Raw genomic sequence first — 14,822 nt, forward strand, 5'->3', positions numbered from 1 at the left:
GCCATCTGGCTCCCGCTCTTACTGCACCCGACAGCATTGCGAGACTCCCCCTGGGGTGAATGCTGCGGGCCGGCCTTGGGAATCGTCAGCGCGCCAGTTTGAGGCGTGCAGTCTCTGCGGCATGGGAGGCTGCTTCGATCAACCCGAGTTCGCCGGCGAGCGTTCCCACGAAGGCATTGACCGCCTCGATCGCGCGGCCCTCCATGGTGTCGGGCTCTGCGAAGTACGGCGCGAACTCTCCGGCGCCGATGGTCGCCATGGCGGGCCGACGGGCCTGATAGTCGGCCCACATCGGTCTGTAGACGGCGCGCACTCGGTCGAGCTCGGTTTCGTCGATCTCCTCATGCCGGAGGCGGCGGATTGTCTGCTGGTGGGCCTTCCACATCGCAATGTGGTGCTGGACGGAGACCGGCCCGAAAGGTCCGGGAAGGGCTCGTTCAATCCTCGGCATGCCGGGCTGGACAGGCCAGGGCGAGTTCAACTTTGCAAGGACCGCGGTCAGCCTGTCGATGTCGATCCGGCCGGTCCGCTCGCCTTCCTCGAGGACGAGCTGGGCGGCGCGCCGTTGCTTGGGAGTGGCCGAGGGGTGGGCGAGCTGCTCGACGATGGCGCGGACGTTCTCCCTGCGCCGAACGGCGGTCGTCTGACCGGTGGCGCGCGCGTGGGTACGCCAGGCTCGGCGCGCCTGCGGGGTGAGCACGATCGTGTCGTCGATCAGCCACAGGTACAGCACGACGCGGATCAGGGAGCGTTGCGGGATGCGCCCCAACGGGGAACGCTCTCGGGCTTCGAGAAGTCTGGTGAACAACTCGCGTTGCTCGGGCGGAAAGACTCGCGGATCACTGCCGTGCGCGCTGGTCTTGCGCGGCTCGGGGTTGGCGAGCATGCCGTCCTCGACCCAGGAGGTCACCATCCTGGGACTGGCCTTCACGCCCAGCACGAGCCCGTCAGCAACCAGATCGGCCGAGGTCCCCTCAACCCACGTGGTGGCCTGATTCCCGTTCATGGCGCCGAACTTACACCGAGATTCGAGCCCCGGAAGATGCGTTCAACCCACGTCAGCCATAAGGCTTGGGGCCAGCAGAAACTGCGCCCCGCACCGTATCCCTGGCAGGAACACCCGGTGCGGGGGCAGCCGACTCATCCCCTGAACGGAGACCGTCATGTCCCACCGTACGCACCGTCCCGCCCCGAAGCAGCGACGCGTACGCCACCGTCTTGTCCAGGGCCTCGGGCAGGCGGCGTTCTACGCCGCTTCCGCCACGTTGGCCGGCGGGCTGGTCCGCGAGCTGCTCCACCTGGTCCACATGTCCGTCTTCTCGTGCTGACCTGAAGACCAGGGAGATGCCGCGTCCGAGCCTGCCGGGCGCGGCATCTCAGTGGCCCCCTAGCTTGACTCTGTCGGTGATCTTGGAGGCGAGGTCAGGTACCGAGGCTTCACCAGGACTTCGAGCCCGTGGCGAGGGCGGCGATCGGCTGCTTGAGCTGGCCGGCCCCCTCGCCGCCGTCCACCGCATCACAGGTCCCCATACCGGTCGGCTCACCGGAGCCCGGCAGTACCGCACCTGACACTGCTACCTTCGCGGCCGTCTCGACACGTACACGACTGCCGCACCCGACCTCTCGCCCGCCCCGACAGCCCTACGCCGCCAACTCGACACCACAGACCTGGACATCGAGCCCAGACTGCTCCACCACGACCTGCAGCCGGGCCACCTCGTCAGGCCCGCGGCCGGCGGGTCGCTGCTGCTGGACTGGGAACTCGCAGCCTTCGGCGAACCGCTGTCCGACCTCGCCCGCCTCGCCGTCTGTCTCGACCTGACCGACCCCGCCGACGTGCTTCAGGTCGCCCACCAGCCCACTCCGAACGCCGTTCGCAGAGCCCAGATGTACTGGCGCATTCATCAGCTCGCCGGCGCAGCCCTCAGCACCGATCCGGTCGTACGGCAACGCGGTCGGGCTCGCCTGGGGCGAGAGCTGTATCCACTCCTTCCCTCGTAAACCACGATCTGTCGCAGGCCCATCGCTGTCACCGCCGCTATAAGCGGGCAAACACCTCCACCCTGTCCACGTGGAACAGGGCGGGAAGTCGTTCATGCGGCAACGATCAAGGGAGTGTCCAGGCGCTCCCAGGCACCGAGGACCGCCTTGTGCGCGTCCGGTTGCAGGTGTGCGTAGCGTTGTGTGGTCTGGAAACTCTCGTGGCCGAGGAGGTGCTGGACCTCGTACAGGGAGACTCCCTTCTGGACGAGCCACGAGGCGCAGGTGTGGCGCATGGAGTGGGGCGGATAGTGCGGGACGGGGAGCTGCTCCCCGTCGGTGTCGAAGTAGTGGGCATTCTCGATGGCTGGCCACCAGGTCTGGCGGCGCCAGTTGCCGTCATCGAGCCGACGGCCGGCACGGCCCTTGGTGATGGTGGTGAAGACCAGGGCGTCACGGTCGAGTGGATGGACGTGTCGTTCGAGGGCGTCCAGGACGTGTGACGGGAGCGGGACCTCTCGGCGGCTCCTCGAACTCTTGGGGTACTCCTTGATGCCGCTCTTGGTGTTGACCTCCACCACGAACAAGCGGGAACGGCGCTGGTCGATCCGATGGCGATGCAAGCCGGCGAGTTCGCCCCAGCGCAGGCCCGTGTAGAAACCGAGCAGGCACATGGTGCGCCACGGGGCCGGGAGCTCGTCGACGATGCTCTGCGCCTGATCGAGGGTGAACCATTGCGGGGGCTTGATCGCGACCTGCGGCAGGTCGATGTTCCGGCAGGGGCTGACCGCGATGACATCGTCGTCGACGGCCGCACGCATGATGGACGACAGCAGGTTGTACGCCCTCTTGATCGCCGAGGCGCCGACCCTCTTCTCGACCAGTCCGCGAATCCAGCTCTGGACGTCCATGCGGGTGACGGCCCGCATCTCCCAGTCGGCCCATTGGGGCAGCACGTGGTTCTTGATGCTGAAGGCGTCGCCGCGCAGCGTGTGGGGCTCGACGACGCGGGCCTGCCACCAGCGGGCGTGCCACTCGCGAAACGCCATCTCGCCCGCTCGGGGTCCCACATGCTTCCGCGGGCGAACTGGGTCTCCATGTCGGTACCCCAGGCGCGGGCCTGCGCCTGAGGGGAAACGACTCGCTGAACCGGTCTCCAGCCCGGTTGCGGACGGTCGCCTGCCATTTGCCGGACTTCAGCTTCCGGAGGTACGTGGTTCCGTTCCTTCCTGTTTCGCGTGCGGAGGGACTCGGTCCTGGTCAGCGGCGGCGCGCGGGCGCGGAGACCGCCCGGCTGTTGATGAAGTTGTCCAGGCTCGCGGCGGGGACGCGGACGCGAGAGCGAGCCGGTCCCGTGCGCAGGTCGACGACGGGCAGCTCGCCGGCGGCGATGAAGCGGTAGACCGTTCGGCGGTCGACGTCCAGAGCGGCGGCGACGGCGGGTATGGACAGCAGGCGCGGGGCCATAGGCGGTTCCTTTGCGTGAGAAAGAGCGACGGGAATTGAGAGATCTAGCCGGGGCGGGAGGCAACAAGCACAGCCGCTGCTGCAAGATCGTCGAATAGGGCTTCTACGTACGTCCGGGATTTCCGAGCGGAGCAGAACAGGAAGCGAGTGGGGCTACGTGTGCGCGGCGGGGAATCTGAAATCGGCGCGTAGGTGAATCGAGCAAGGCGTCCTCTGGGGATGTGGGCAGACTTCTGGCAGGGACCGGCACGACTGGCGTTCCGGGACCCACAATCATCCGGAGAATCCCCGGTTTCGCTAACCGGGGATCGTCGGCTATATTTCGCCCGCCCCGGCCCCCATGAGGGTGTGAGGGCGCTGGCGAGAAGGGCCTGCGGAGCGATTCCGAGGGCTGTGGCGATGGCGACGAGGTCGTCGATGTCGCAGCGGCGGACGGTGCGTTCGATGCGGGAGAGCGCGGTGAAGGTCATGGGGCGGCCGAGTGCGGTGACGCGGGCGGCGAGCTGGCGCTGGGAGTAGCCGCGGGCGGTGCGGGTGCGTTCGATGACATGGGCGGCGGCGTGTCCGGCGGGTCCGATGGCGAGGGGGCGTGGCGGCATGGGTGGTGTTGTAGCTTGCGCGCCGGCCGGTCCGGAAGGGTTTTCCTGTCTGCCGTGAGCGATGCGAATCACCCGGCGATTTTCGGTGGCGATTTCGGTGACCGGGAATCCGGCCCTACAGTTACCGGACTCGCCGAGGCGGCATGCCGGCGGGATGTACGGAATTCCAGTGCAAAGTCTGGACTTCTGCGCACCAGGTGTGGCTGTGTTGGCCATGCACCCCGGCACCGCCGGATTCCCCTGCCCTCCCCTGAAAGGTGGTCGATCGCCATCGCCCGTATCCGCACCACCAAGCCCGAGGCGTTCTCGTCCGAGTCGCTCGCGGCGGTGTCGCTGTCCGCCGAGCGGACCTTCTTCGGGCTGCTCACCCAGGCCGACGACCAGGGCCGGTTCCGCGACCAGGCCGCCGTCATCGCCGGCCAGCTGTGGTCGCTGCGCCGCGAGCACGGGCCGGAGGCGGTCGAGGACGACCTGATCCAGCTCGATGACGCCGGGCTGATCTGCCGTTACGAGGGCGGGGACGGCAAGCGGTACCTGCACATCGTGACCTTCGCCCAGCACCAGAAGATCAACCGGCCCAGTGTCGCCCGCACTCCCCCGTGCCCGCACCACGATCTCGGGATTCCGCGCGAGCCCTCACCACAGATGCGGGGAGCCATCGCGGAGACTTCCGCGAGTAGTCCGGGAGGGCTCACTGAGCCTTCCGTGACACGACTGGGAGGAGTGACCGAGCCCTCCGTGAACGGCGAATCCGCAGGTCAGAGTCGATTCCGTGAGCACTCACTGCAGTCTCAGGGAGGGCTCCCCGAGCCCTCCGTGAGCCCTCACCGTCCGGATCTAGGACCTAGGAACAGGGATCTAGGATCTACCCCGTTGGGGGGCGCAAGCGCCCCCGCGCCCGACTCGGTCTCGGTCTCGGTGAAGGACCTGATCGGCGAGTACGCCGCCGGGTGCACCCATCGCCCGCCGCAGGACGTGCTCAGCCGCCTCGGCCGCGAGGTGAGGAAGCTCCTCAACGAGGGCATCGCCCCGGACCACATCCGCGCCGGCCTCGACCGCCACCGCACCAAGGGCCTGCACCCGAGCACCCTGCCCAGCCTCGTGCACGAGGCCATGAACGCCGTCCCGGCCGCCACCGCTGCCCACCGGCCGTGGACCAACCCCACCGACACCGCTGCCGCCTACGGAGGCGACCTCTGACCACCGCCGCCCTCACCCGCGATCCGCAGCAGCCCGCCCGGATCACCGGCCGACTCGGCAACATCCTGGCCCAGCGCGGCATCGCCCCCGACACCGCCGCCCAGGAGCCGGTACCTGAGCCGGTCACCGCACTGGAACTGACCGAGGCCCGTATCCCCGCCCGCTTCCGGCACGCCCTCGCCGACCACCCCCAGGTCACCGCCTGGGCGGACGAGATCGCCCGCGCCGGACGCCCCGGCCCCGCCGGCGCGCCGGGCATCGCGGAGGGCCCCTCGCTGCGGATCGTCGGCCCGACCGGCACCGGCAAGACCCACCAGGCGTACGGCGCCATCCGCACCCTGCTCGCCGCCGGAGTCCGCCTGCGCTGGGAAGCCATCACCGCCGCCGACCTCTACGCCCGCCTGCGCCCACGCCCCGGGTTCGACAGCGAGCGCGACCTGCAGAGCCTGATGCGCTGCCCTCTGCTGCTCCTGGACGACCTCGGCGCGGCGAAGACCAGCGAGTGGACCGAGGAGCTCACCTACCGGCTGATCAACCACCGGTACGAGCACCTGCGCCCCACCCTGATCACAAGCAACCTCACCACCGACACCCTGCGGGCAGCCCTCGGCGACCGCGTCGCCTCCCGCCTGGCCCAGATGACCGAACGCGTCACCCTCGACGGCGACGACCGCCGCCGCCAAAAGCCCACCCGCCTGACACTCGCCGCTACGTCGCGGCAGCTCCCTCTCCCAGCGTCCGTCCCGACCTCGACGGCCGCCTCACCACCCTGCCCTTGGAGCCCCCCGCTTGACCTCGCCTTCCCCTGCCCCGCACCCCGCCGACCGCTACACCCTCCTCGCCGCCGGTGCCGTGATCATCGCCCTCACCGCCGCCGCTTTCTGGCTCTCCTACGCCCACCTCGCCGAGGTCGCCGGAGAACACGGACTCGGCAACTCCCCCGCCCGTATGTGGGCCTGGCCGGCCACCCTCGACGCCTTCGTCGTCGCCGGCGAACTCCTCATGCTCCGGGCCGGCCTGCGCCGCAAGCCCGACTGGTGGGCCATCGCCCTCACCGCCACCGGCTCCTTCGGATCCATCGCCCTCAACGTCGCCGGCGTCACCGGCACCCGCGATCCCGCCGAGGTCCCCGTCCTCGACTACGTCGTCGCCGCCATACCCCCGACCGCAGCGCTCCTCGCCTTCGGCGTCCTCATGCGCCAGATCCACCAGCACCTCGCCTACCCGAACCGTAAGGCGCACCTTGGCCATCTTCGGGTAGCCGGACCTGCGGTGACCGAGCACCCGCGGGAAGGGGACCGTCCCCGCCCGCATCCCGTCCCCGCCCCGTCCGCTGCCGAAGGCCCAGACCGCGCCACCGAGGCAGCCACTGCCGTCGAGCCCCCGGTACGTCCGCGCAAGGTCGGCCGTCCCCCGACCGGGGACCTCGACGAGTTCGTCCCGATCGTCGAGCAGATGGAGGGCGAGCAGACCCGGAAGGCCATCCGGGCAACCCTCCGCGCGGCCGGTCACACCATCAGCAACGAACGGCTCACGGAACTCCAGAAGCTCCTCGACGGGACGGTCCCCGAGGAGCCGTCCGAAACCCCCGAGGACCACTGACCGGAAATAACCGCAGGTCAAGCCACTTCCGGACGGGCCGGTCACCCCGCCCCGGGTCGACCGGCCCGTCCCTTCCGTGTTTCCGGGCAGCCTCCAGACCCGTTGAGACGTCCACGAAGCGCGGACTGCCCTCTCCCTCCACCTCGCAGAAGGATCCACGCATGACACCTGCCGCGCAGCGCCCCGTCCCTGCCACAGCGGTCCCGTCCCTCCCGAACGACCAGCCCGACCCGTCGCAGACGTCCGCCAGTCCTGCCCGAGCCGGAGCAAGTTGGAGGTTCGGACACTCTCCCGTCGGGGGCGCGTCCGAACCCGTGCCCGCCCCGGGGGTGGCGGGCACCCTCCCGCGCCAGGGGGCGCGGGAGGGCGGGGCTGCGGCCGAGGGCGGACCGCAGCCGGTGCGGCATCGCCGGGGCAAGCCCCGCGTACGCGCCCGTACGCAGCGCCGCGCGCACAGCGTCCGCCTCAGCGACGCCGAGCACTCGACCGTCGCCGCCGGCGCCGAAGCGGTCGGCATGAGCATCGCCGGCTTCCTTGCCCACAGCGGACTCGCCGCCACCCGCGACCTCGACCGCACCGCAGCCGCCATCGCCACCCGCCAAGACACCCTGGCCGCCCTCTTCTCGCTCCGCCGCCAGCTCGGGCACGCGAACAACAACCTCAACCAGGCCGCCCTCGCACTCAACAGCGGCGCCTACCCCGACGGCCTGGAGGACACCATCGCCGCCGTCCGAGGTGCAGTCGTCGCCGTCCGCCACGTCACCGCCCGCCTTACCGACCCGAACTCCGAAGGCACCGCCGCTTGATCCCCCGCATCCACAGGCAAGGCCGCAACACCGCCCGCCTGCTCGCCTACCTCTACGGCCCCGGCCGCCGCGAGGAACACACCGACCCCCACCTCGTCGCCTCCTTCGACGGCCTCGCCCCCGACCCCGGCCGCGACCCGAGCACCACCCTCGCCAACCTCGCCCAGCTTCTGGACGAACCCCTTCACCTGCTCGACGAAGACAGCCGCCCCGCCACGCACGTGTGGCACGCCTCCGTCCGCGCCGCTCCCGGCGACCGCACCCTCACCGACTCCGAGTGGGCCAGCATCGCCCGCCGCGTGGTCGCCGCCACCGGCATCGACCCCGACGACGGCGCAGGCTGTCGCTGGGCAGCCGTCCGCCACGCCGACGACCACATCCACCTCATCGCCACCCTCGTCCGCGAAGACGGCCGCCGCCCCGACCACCACCGCTCCGCCAAGCGCGCACAAACGGAATGCCGCCAGATCGAAGCCGACTACGACCTCCATCACGTGGCAGCCGGGGACGGTACCGCTGCCAAGCGCCCCACCAGCGCCGAACGCCACAAAGCCGACCGCCTCGGCCGGCAGCGCACCCCGCGCGAAGAACTCCGCGAGGCGGTCCGCCGCTCGGCGGCCGGCGCGGCGAACGAGGAGGAGTTCTTCGACCGCCTCGCTTCGGCCGGCCTACTCATCCGGCGCCGCATCGCACCGTCCGGCGACACTCTCGGCTACACCGTCGCCCTCCTCGGCGACCGCAACGCCAAGGGTGAGCCCATCTTCTACTCCGGCTCCAAGCTCGCCCCGGACCTGTCCCTGCCCCGCATCCGCGAACGCTGGACCAGTCCGGCCGACGAACCCGCCCAGGAGCCGGCCCTGCCGTCGGTGACCGGGCCCGCGTCCGCACGCCGACGCGCCACCACCGCCGCCTGGCAGGCGCTGCTCATCATCGGCCAGGGAGACGACGGCGTGATCGCCGCCCAGATCGCCGCCGCAGGGGAGGTCCTCGACGCCCTCGCCGAAACTTCTGCCGTCCACACCCGCCACGAACTCCAAGCCGCAGCAGCTGCGTTCGAACGCGCCTCCCGTTCCCACGTCCGTACCGCACGCGGTCACGACCACGCCCTGCACCGAGCCGCCCGCGACCTCGCCCACAGCGGTCCGGCCCTCGGCCGGGGCGAGGACGGAGCCACCACGGCCATGGTCATCGACATGCTGTTCTTCCTCGCCGTCGCCGCCGCGCACTGGCACGCCAGGAAGCAGCACGCCCAGCAGGCCGAAGCCGCCCACCGGGCAGCCGCACACCTCCGTGCCGCCTACCCGGCCGCTGCCGGGCACTCCATGGCCCTGCTCCACCAACAGGGCAGCCGCCTGGCCCCCACCTGGCAGCGCCACCACGCCACCGCCGTACGCCAATCCCTGCCCGAACTGGCCGACCGCATCCTCACCGAACCCGGCTGGCCCGCCCTCGCAGCCACCCTCGACGAAGCCCGGACCGCCGGCCACAACCTCCCCGCCCTGCTCAACCAGGCTGCCGCCCGAAGGGAGTTGGACACAGTGGAACGTATGAGCGACGTGCTCGTGTGGCGACTACGGCGGATGGCCGACCTCCCCGCCGACCCTCAGAACTCCCGGAGCCCACACGCACGAGGCACCGCTGCCGTCTCCTCACCACAGCGGGCAGAGAGCACCAAGCCCGCAAATGACCCCCGCAGGAGGCGCTGACCGGCGAAACGAGGCGGAAAGATATCCCAGAATCGCCGGTTAGCCTAACCGGCGATTCTCCAAACAATTGACCTTCCGACCCCAAACCGAAAGGAACCCTAAATGCCCCAGCCCGAAGCCCGCCCCGAGATCGTCGCCCTGCTCTGCGACGCGGACTTCCAGCACTTCCGCGAAACCGGCACCTGGTCCCACCGAGACGGCCACCCCTTCAAAGAGGAGGAACGAGCCCTAGTCTTCCGGGCCACCCGCATCGACCTTGAAGAGCTGCAGGCCCAGCACTCGCGCTACCTGGAATATATCCAGACGTACGAGGAAGCACCCGAAGCCATCCAGCGTTTTCTCGCCCCGTTCATGGAGCAGCTCGACGAGAAAAACCTCGGCAACGCCCACGAACTCATGACAGAGGACGAGCGAGCCGAGTTCGACCGCCTGCTCGGACTCATGATCGGACCTGCTCGCCCATTCGCCGCATACGCCTCCTGACAGGTCACGCTGAGCGCGGTCAGGGCCTGGTTCCAGCCCCGAGCAAGCCCTGAACCATGAACGGACACACATAGCCCCTAGAGGAGATTCCCCATTCCCGACCCTCTCCCCGTCTCCACGTCACGGCCTTGCCGTTCGACACGGACTTCAGCCGACCCTCAGGCACCCGATATTTCCGTCACCTCGACGGACGCCCCTTCACCGACGAAGAACAGGCCCTCGCCGATGACGCCACTCTCGAAGAGCTCCAGGCCGCCGGCGTTCGCGTCCACAACCCCGAAGTCGAGGCTGACTCAGTGGCGGCTGCGAAGGAACTGATCAAAATGCTGTGCGGCTACGCCGTAGATCATCACGAAGCCCTCATCCCGTTCATGGCCCACGAGGACGTGCTCGAATACGCCCGGTTGTGCAGCATCATCACCGCGGGTGTCAACTCATGACCCAAAGGACCTGAGAACACAGACGAAGATCCCTGTTGAAAACCAGCGGCCGGTGGCGGAAACCTCCCCACCACCGGCCCTCCGGCCTCCAGGAGCCGCCAGGACTCAGCGGTGCGGAGGTCCGTCGGCCCGGCGCCCTGAAGCAGGCGTGTTCGCAGTTGAGTTGTTGGTAACGCTCAGGCCGTTCGCGGCGGAGGCGGTAGGGGTGTGGATGCTGGCGCCTACGCCCTGACAGGCACGGCCCCAGGAATGATCGACGAGCGGGGCGCTGCGACACTCGCTCACACGCCCGGGCTGCCGTCCTCAGACGACGAGCCGCCTCGGGAGTGCGGCGGTCGATAGGTCTTTCCGGGAGGCAAGTCGCCCCCTACATCGCGGCGGTAGTTCTCCTGGGCTTTCTGGCTGGCCTGCCGACCGCCGAGGTCCACTAGCGCACCCTTCACCTGATGCTGTGCGCGCTTCGAATCCTCGCCCTCAGCGGATTCGGAGGACTTCTCGGCGTCCTCGGCACCCTCGGTGGCCCCCTGCTCCTCGTCCTGACGGGCGGCCACGGCTGCTACGAGGGCAAGGGCCGCGCCGCCGACGACGAGGAACTTCGGCCCGTTCTTCTTGACGAAGCCCTTCACCTTCTCGATGACGGGAACGGCCTGGCCGTCCTCGTGGGGGGCCTGATCCTTGGCCTCGGGGAGCCCGGCGGAGGTGTTCACCCGCATAGATTTACCGGGGGTGTCCCTCAGTTGTCAGGTGATCACACGACATCGCCCAGCGAGTTCGACAGGCGAGAGTTGCCTCCTGGCCGCCCGTAGCGAGGTGGGATGGCTCCGAACGACGGGATTCACTCGGCCCGCAGCTGCGCGTGCAGGGTCTCACGGATACGCCGGCCCAGCCCGAGCACCGCCGACGCCATGCCGAGGGTAATGAGTCGTAGCGTTTCGGTACTGACCCGCTCATTTGCGTTCCCCTCTGCCTGTTGAAGCGGGGGCGGGACATCCCTTCCCTGGGCCGTTGTCAGTGGCGACGTCTACGCTGGCTGACAGCTGCCCGATGCCTCCCGAACACGGACGAAGCCTGCCCCACCAGGCGGCCGAACTCGGTGCGGAACCAGGGCTGGACACGCGAGATCGAGGAGGCACCATGCGGATCGACGAGGCGTTTGACGACTTCCAGAGAAGCGTCAACGAGGACGTGGGCCAGACCAGGCTCGCCCGGGACCGGCGTGATCTGTTCAAGAGGGCGCTGATCAGCGAGCCCGATGTCACCGAAGCGTTCGGCTCGGGATCACTCCGCCGTAGCACCCAGCTCAAGCCCATCAACGACGTCGACATCATCGCCGTCTACGACGCTTCCCAACACCCTGACTGGGGCAGCGCCGGCCTCAGCGCCGAACATGCCCTGGACCACGCCCGCAGTCAGGTCAACCGGCTGCTGGGCAAGACCAACGGCAGCCACGGCAACGAAGTCCGGCTGGCACTGCCGAGGAACCACGCGGTCAAGTGCTTCCTCGACGACCCCGACGACGAGAACGCGTTCACCGTCGACGTGATGCCAGCCCTCCGGCAGGCCGACGACACCCTCCTCATACCCGAGAAGCTCACCCAGACCTGGGTGCCCGCCGACCCCGAGCACCTGATCAACCTCGTGGCCGACCGCCAACGGGACTGGGAGCACTTTCGCCCCCTGGTCCGCATCCTGAAGCAGTGGCGTCACGACGCTGCGGTCACAGGACGGATCAAGTCACTCGTCATCGAGGTCCTCGCTCTCGACTGCATGCCCACGTCCGGTAACCGCCCCAACGGACTGCGTACCTTCTTCACCGCCGCGGCAGCACGCGTCAACGAAGGCGTGAAGGACCCGGCCGACCTGTGCGGTGAGATCCAGCCCGACCTTGACTACGACGGTCTGCAGACCGCGCTCGCCGAAGCCGCCGAGCTCGCCGACCGGGCCTGCGCCGCGGCCGCGGCCGGTCACACCGACCAGGCCCTGCGCCTATGGCAGGAGATCCTGGGCGACTCCTTCCCCGCCCTGCCGAAGCCCGCAAATCCCGTCACCGGAGCCCCGGCTCTGATCACCGGCGCACCCGCGCTCATCACCCCTCGGCCGATCAAGGACGTACCTCAGGGATGACGGCCACCACCGGTCCTCACAAACCCGCCCAGCCAGCCCCCCTCACATGGTGGGCCACCGAGCCACGCCGTTTCGAACGGGACCAGCGCGAGATCACCGGCGCCTTCCCCGACCTCGTCTATGACGCCGAAGGCGCCGGGAGCTGGCACGGCATCTTGCCGCTGTGGCCATTCGACCGGCCCCAGCCTGCACACCTCACCGACTGGACAGGAACCATGGGGCTCCACGTCCTCATGGCCTATCGGCAGGCCTATCCCATGGTGCCGCCCCGCATCTTCCCTCTCGACCCGGTTCCCGAGCCGGCCGAGTGGACGCAGTCACGCTGGCATGTCAACGGCGATCGCACCCTGTGTCTCCTGCGTGCCGACTCGCTGTGGACCGGCCGACAGTCTGTGGTCGACCTGCTCCTGAAGGCCGCGGCATGGAAAGTGGAGTATGCGCTGATGAAGCACGGTGCCATCACGCAGATGTCCGACCGCGGCATCGTCGAGGACGACCGCTTCGACCACTTCCTCGCCCGCCCGCCCGCCAAGGAGCCCACCCACAGCAGCCCGGCGACCGCGCCCGACACTGCACGGGATCATCAAGACCCCGGGAGTGAGCCCTCGTGCTGATCCTCGTTCCCCATCGCGCCGCAGCCACCATCCGCCAGGCCGGCCCCTGGGGTCTGATGACCCTGCGCGGCAACCACGAGGACCTGGCCGTCATCCGAGGGATCTCCGCTCCCGACGGCGTGATCCACCCCGTCGACGCCACACCGGGCCCGACCCTGCTCGCAGCTGGCGGCGACGTCCACCTGTCCGGCTGCTGGTACCGCGTAGCCCCCATGCTCCATCTCTACTGGCGCCAACTGAGCGGCAGACTCGGCACGGGCATACCCCTGTCCGTGTTCCAAGAACACCTCACCAGCGGATACAAGAACCCCGGCCCCAATCCGTACCTCGCCCTGACCTACGCGCCCGATGCGAAAGAATCCTTTCCCGAGCACGAGGTGTCCGACATCGTCGCCTGGCGCATCGGACGCGACGGCGCATACCCCCTCGGCTCCCTCGTCGAGCCGCCGACCACCGGCATCGACCAGATCCAGGACCACTGGCCCGTCAGGGACCTGCAAACAGCACGCGTCACGCTCGTCGGCACCGGCAGCATCGGATCCGCCGCCGCACACGCTCTCGCCGGCTACGGCATTGGACACCTCACCCTGGTCGACCCCGACCGGCTTTCCTGGCACAACCTCGTACGCCACACCACCGGCCGCCGCCACGTCGGCCGCCCCAAAGCCACCGCCCTCGCCGAAGAACTCACCTCACTGCGCCCCGACACCACAGTCGTCCCCCTAGTCCTCGACGTCATCGACGACGCCGACCGGATCAGACCGCTACTCCAGGAAAGCAACCTTGTCGTCTGCACTGCCGACGGCGTCGCCGCCCGCCGTGTCACCGGACACCTCGCCCGCCGTGCCGGCATCCCCGCCATCATGGCCTGCGTCCTGCAGGACGGCGCCCTGGGCGAGGTCCTGCGGCTGAGGCCCTGGCCCCAGCACGGATGCCTCACCTGCCGGCGCCAGACGCTCGCCGAGCACGGCGGCATCGATCCCGAACCCGCACTCGATGCCGGATACGGCACCGGCACCCGACACCGACCGATGACCGCGGTCGGCCCCGACCTCCACCTCGTCGCCCACCTCGCCGCCAAAACCGCCGTCGCCACCCTCCTCGAGCGCCACGGCCACCCCGACCAGCGCCTCCCCGGCGAACACGGCCTAATCAGCCTGCGCCGGCAGCCCGACTGCGCACCACCCTTCGACCTGAGCCGAACCGGCGAGACCCGATGGTTCCCCGCCACACCACCGCACCCCGGCTGCCCCACCTGCGAAGCCCCATGACCCCGCGCCCCGTCACCGCCGTCCGCCTCACCGAAGAGGCCGTCCGGGTCATCACCGACGAGCTGCGCACCGCCGACACCAGGAGAGAGACCGGAGGCATCCTGCTGGGACATCACGTTCACGACACGGTGATCGTCCGGCACGCCGGAACCCCCGGCCCCGACGCGGTTCAGACCCCCACCTACTTTCTCCGCGACCTGGCCCACGCGCAGACCCTGGCCGACCAGGCCTACGACCAGGACCACAGCGTCTGGATCGGCGAATGGCACACCCACCCCACCAGCCGGCCCGTCCCCAGCGCCCGCGACGCAGCCACCTACCGCCAACTCCTCAACGACCCCGAACTCGCCTTCCACAGCTTCATCGCCGTCATCCTCGGCCTGCGAGCACCGCACTGGGACATGGCCGCCTGGACCTGCCACGACAACACGATCACCCAGGTCGTCGTATACGGCCCGCCCTACCAGCCGCAGCATTAATAACGGCCGGATGCCGGTGCGATTCACCCACCGCAGCGCCACACGCCCCCA

At 69.3% G+C, this 14,822-nt stretch carries 17 protein-coding genes and 1 pseudogene; 13 read left to right on the plus strand and 5 right to left on the minus strand.

Annotated features, from left to right (window positions below; genetic code table 11):
- Positions 1-85: 85 nt before the first annotated feature.
- A complete protein-coding gene (locus ACFY7C_RS08050) occupies positions 86-1,006 on the minus strand; it encodes a hypothetical protein (RefSeq protein WP_389645438.1) in 921 nt (306 codons plus the stop codon).
- A 157-nt stretch (positions 1,007-1,163) separates the two neighbouring features.
- Here ACFY7C_RS08050 and ACFY7C_RS08055 point away from each other — a divergent pair, with 157 nt between their 5' ends.
- Together ACFY7C_RS08055 and ACFY7C_RS08060 are read left to right on the plus strand one after the other, a co-directional pair.
- Positions 1,164-1,328 (plus strand): hypothetical protein, encoded by a 165-nt coding sequence (locus tag ACFY7C_RS08055; protein WP_389645441.1) that lies wholly within the window; start codon positions 1,164-1,166, stop codon positions 1,326-1,328.
- A 358-nt stretch (positions 1,329-1,686) separates the two neighbouring features.
- Positions 1,687-2,001, plus strand: a complete 315-nt coding sequence (locus tag ACFY7C_RS08060) for a phosphotransferase family protein (protein ID WP_389646072.1) — start codon at positions 1,687-1,689, stop codon at positions 1,999-2,001.
- A 92-nt stretch (positions 2,002-2,093) separates the two neighbouring features.
- Here the strand turns inward: ACFY7C_RS08060 and ACFY7C_RS08065 are convergent, their stop codons facing one another.
- The 3 genes from ACFY7C_RS08065 to ACFY7C_RS08075 form a co-directional block, all read right to left on the minus strand.
- Positions 2,094-3,029, minus strand: a complete 936-nt coding sequence (locus ACFY7C_RS08065; RefSeq protein WP_389645443.1) for a tyrosine-type recombinase/integrase — start codon at positions 3,027-3,029, stop codon at positions 2,094-2,096.
- A 211-nt stretch (positions 3,030-3,240) separates the two neighbouring features.
- On the minus strand, positions 3,241-3,447 hold the full coding sequence (locus ACFY7C_RS08070; protein WP_389645455.1) for a helix-turn-helix transcriptional regulator: 207 nt from the start codon (positions 3,445-3,447) through the stop codon (positions 3,241-3,243).
- A 44-nt stretch (positions 3,448-3,491) separates the two neighbouring features.
- The gene (locus ACFY7C_RS08075; protein WP_389645458.1) at positions 3,492-4,262 is read right to left on the minus strand and encodes a helix-turn-helix domain-containing protein; all 771 of its coding nucleotides are present in this window, start codon (positions 4,260-4,262) and stop codon (positions 3,492-3,494) included.
- 54 nt (positions 4,263-4,316) lie between these two features.
- Here ACFY7C_RS08075 and ACFY7C_RS08080 point away from each other — a divergent pair, with 54 nt between their 5' ends.
- The 7 genes and pseudogenes from ACFY7C_RS08080 (at position 4,317) to ACFY7C_RS08110 (ending at position 10,283) form a co-directional block, all read left to right on the plus strand.
- Positions 4,317-5,246: a hypothetical protein gene (locus ACFY7C_RS08080; RefSeq protein WP_389646075.1), complete on the plus strand. Its 930-nt coding sequence runs from the start codon at positions 4,317-4,319 to the stop codon at positions 5,244-5,246.
- Positions 5,243-5,929 (plus strand): annotated as a pseudogene (locus ACFY7C_RS08085) (ATP-binding protein); the annotation flags it as partial. The gene ACFY7C_RS08080 and the pseudogene ACFY7C_RS08085, both read left to right, overlap by 4 nt.
- Positions 5,930-6,035: 106 nt before the next feature.
- A complete protein-coding gene (locus ACFY7C_RS08090; protein WP_389645461.1) occupies positions 6,036-6,848 on the plus strand; it encodes a DUF2637 domain-containing protein in 813 nt (270 codons plus the stop codon).
- Between the two features lie 314 nt (positions 6,849-7,162).
- Positions 7,163-7,654 (plus strand): plasmid mobilization protein, encoded by a 492-nt coding sequence (locus ACFY7C_RS08095; protein WP_389645463.1) that lies wholly within the window; start codon positions 7,163-7,165, stop codon positions 7,652-7,654.
- The gene (locus ACFY7C_RS08100) at positions 7,651-9,360 is read left to right on the plus strand and encodes a relaxase/mobilization nuclease domain-containing protein (protein WP_389645466.1); all 1,710 of its coding nucleotides are present in this window, start codon (positions 7,651-7,653) and stop codon (positions 9,358-9,360) included. The genes ACFY7C_RS08095 and ACFY7C_RS08100 overlap by 4 nt, the downstream gene beginning before the upstream one ends.
- 102 nt (positions 9,361-9,462) lie before the next feature.
- Positions 9,463-9,843, plus strand: a complete 381-nt coding sequence (locus ACFY7C_RS08105) for a hypothetical protein (RefSeq protein WP_389645469.1) — start codon at positions 9,463-9,465, stop codon at positions 9,841-9,843.
- Between the two features lie 128 nt (positions 9,844-9,971).
- Positions 9,972-10,283 (plus strand): hypothetical protein, encoded by a 312-nt coding sequence (locus ACFY7C_RS08110; protein ID WP_389645472.1) that lies wholly within the window; start codon positions 9,972-9,974, stop codon positions 10,281-10,283.
- 281 nt (positions 10,284-10,564) lie between these two features.
- Here ACFY7C_RS08110 and ACFY7C_RS08115 read toward each other — a convergent pair whose 3' ends face one another.
- Positions 10,565-10,990 carry a hypothetical protein gene (locus ACFY7C_RS08115; protein WP_389645475.1) on the minus strand — a complete coding sequence of 142 codons (426 nt, stop codon included), beginning with the start codon at positions 10,988-10,990 and terminating at the stop codon, positions 10,565-10,567.
- Between the two features lie 427 nt (positions 10,991-11,417).
- On the opposite strand from ACFY7C_RS08115, the gene ACFY7C_RS08120 reads away from it, so the two are divergent.
- From ACFY7C_RS08120 to ACFY7C_RS08135, 4 genes are read left to right on the plus strand one after another with little or no spacing between them, the layout of a single operon-like run.
- On the plus strand, positions 11,418-12,407 hold the full coding sequence (locus tag ACFY7C_RS08120) for a hypothetical protein (protein WP_389645478.1): 990 nt from the start codon (positions 11,418-11,420) through the stop codon (positions 12,405-12,407).
- Positions 12,404-13,021, plus strand: coding sequence for a hypothetical protein (locus ACFY7C_RS08125; RefSeq protein WP_389645481.1), 618 nt, complete (start codon positions 12,404-12,406; stop codon positions 13,019-13,021). The genes ACFY7C_RS08120 and ACFY7C_RS08125 overlap by 4 nt, the downstream gene beginning before the upstream one ends.
- Positions 13,015-14,292, plus strand: a complete 1,278-nt coding sequence (locus tag ACFY7C_RS08130; RefSeq protein WP_389645484.1) for a HesA/MoeB/ThiF family protein — start codon at positions 13,015-13,017, stop codon at positions 14,290-14,292. The genes ACFY7C_RS08125 and ACFY7C_RS08130 overlap by 7 nt, the downstream gene beginning before the upstream one ends.
- Complete coding sequence (locus tag ACFY7C_RS08135) at positions 14,289-14,771, plus strand: Mov34/MPN/PAD-1 family protein (RefSeq protein ID WP_389645487.1); 483 nt, start codon at positions 14,289-14,291, stop codon at positions 14,769-14,771. Before ACFY7C_RS08130 ends, ACFY7C_RS08135 begins: the two co-directional genes overlap by 4 nt.
- Positions 14,772-14,822: the final 51 nt, after the last annotated feature.

It is taken from the genome of Streptomyces sp. NPDC012769 (assembly GCF_042901205.1).
Classification (GTDB): Bacteria; Actinomycetota; Actinomycetes; order Streptomycetales; family Streptomycetaceae; genus Streptomyces.

Excerpts from the sequence above, each read along its gene's own strand:
- ACFY7C_RS08050 (WP_389645438.1), bottom strand. The coding sequence starts at position 1,006 with ATGAACGGGAATCAGGCCACCACGTGGGTTGAGGGGACCTCGGCCGAT.
- ACFY7C_RS08055 (WP_389645441.1), top strand. The coding sequence starts at position 1,164 with ATGTCCCACCGTACGCACCGTCCCGCCCCGAAGCAGCGACGCGTACGC.
- ACFY7C_RS08065 (WP_389645443.1), bottom strand. The coding sequence starts at position 3,029 with ATGGCGTTTCGCGAGTGGCACGCCCGCTGGTGGCAGGCCCGCGTCGTC.
- ACFY7C_RS08070 (WP_389645455.1), bottom strand. The coding sequence starts at position 3,447 with ATGGCCCCGCGCCTGCTGTCCATACCCGCCGTCGCCGCCGCTCTGGAC.
- ACFY7C_RS08075 (WP_389645458.1), bottom strand. The coding sequence starts at position 4,262 with ATGGCCAACACAGCCACACCTGGTGCGCAGAAGTCCAGACTTTGCACT.
- ACFY7C_RS08105 (WP_389645469.1), top strand. The coding sequence starts at position 9,463 with ATGCCCCAGCCCGAAGCCCGCCCCGAGATCGTCGCCCTGCTCTGCGAC.
- ACFY7C_RS08120 (WP_389645478.1), top strand. The coding sequence starts at position 11,418 with ATGCGGATCGACGAGGCGTTTGACGACTTCCAGAGAAGCGTCAACGAG.
- ACFY7C_RS08125 (WP_389645481.1), top strand. The coding sequence starts at position 12,404 with ATGACGGCCACCACCGGTCCTCACAAACCCGCCCAGCCAGCCCCCCTC.
- ACFY7C_RS08135 (WP_389645487.1), top strand. The coding sequence starts at position 14,289 with ATGACCCCGCGCCCCGTCACCGCCGTCCGCCTCACCGAAGAGGCCGTC.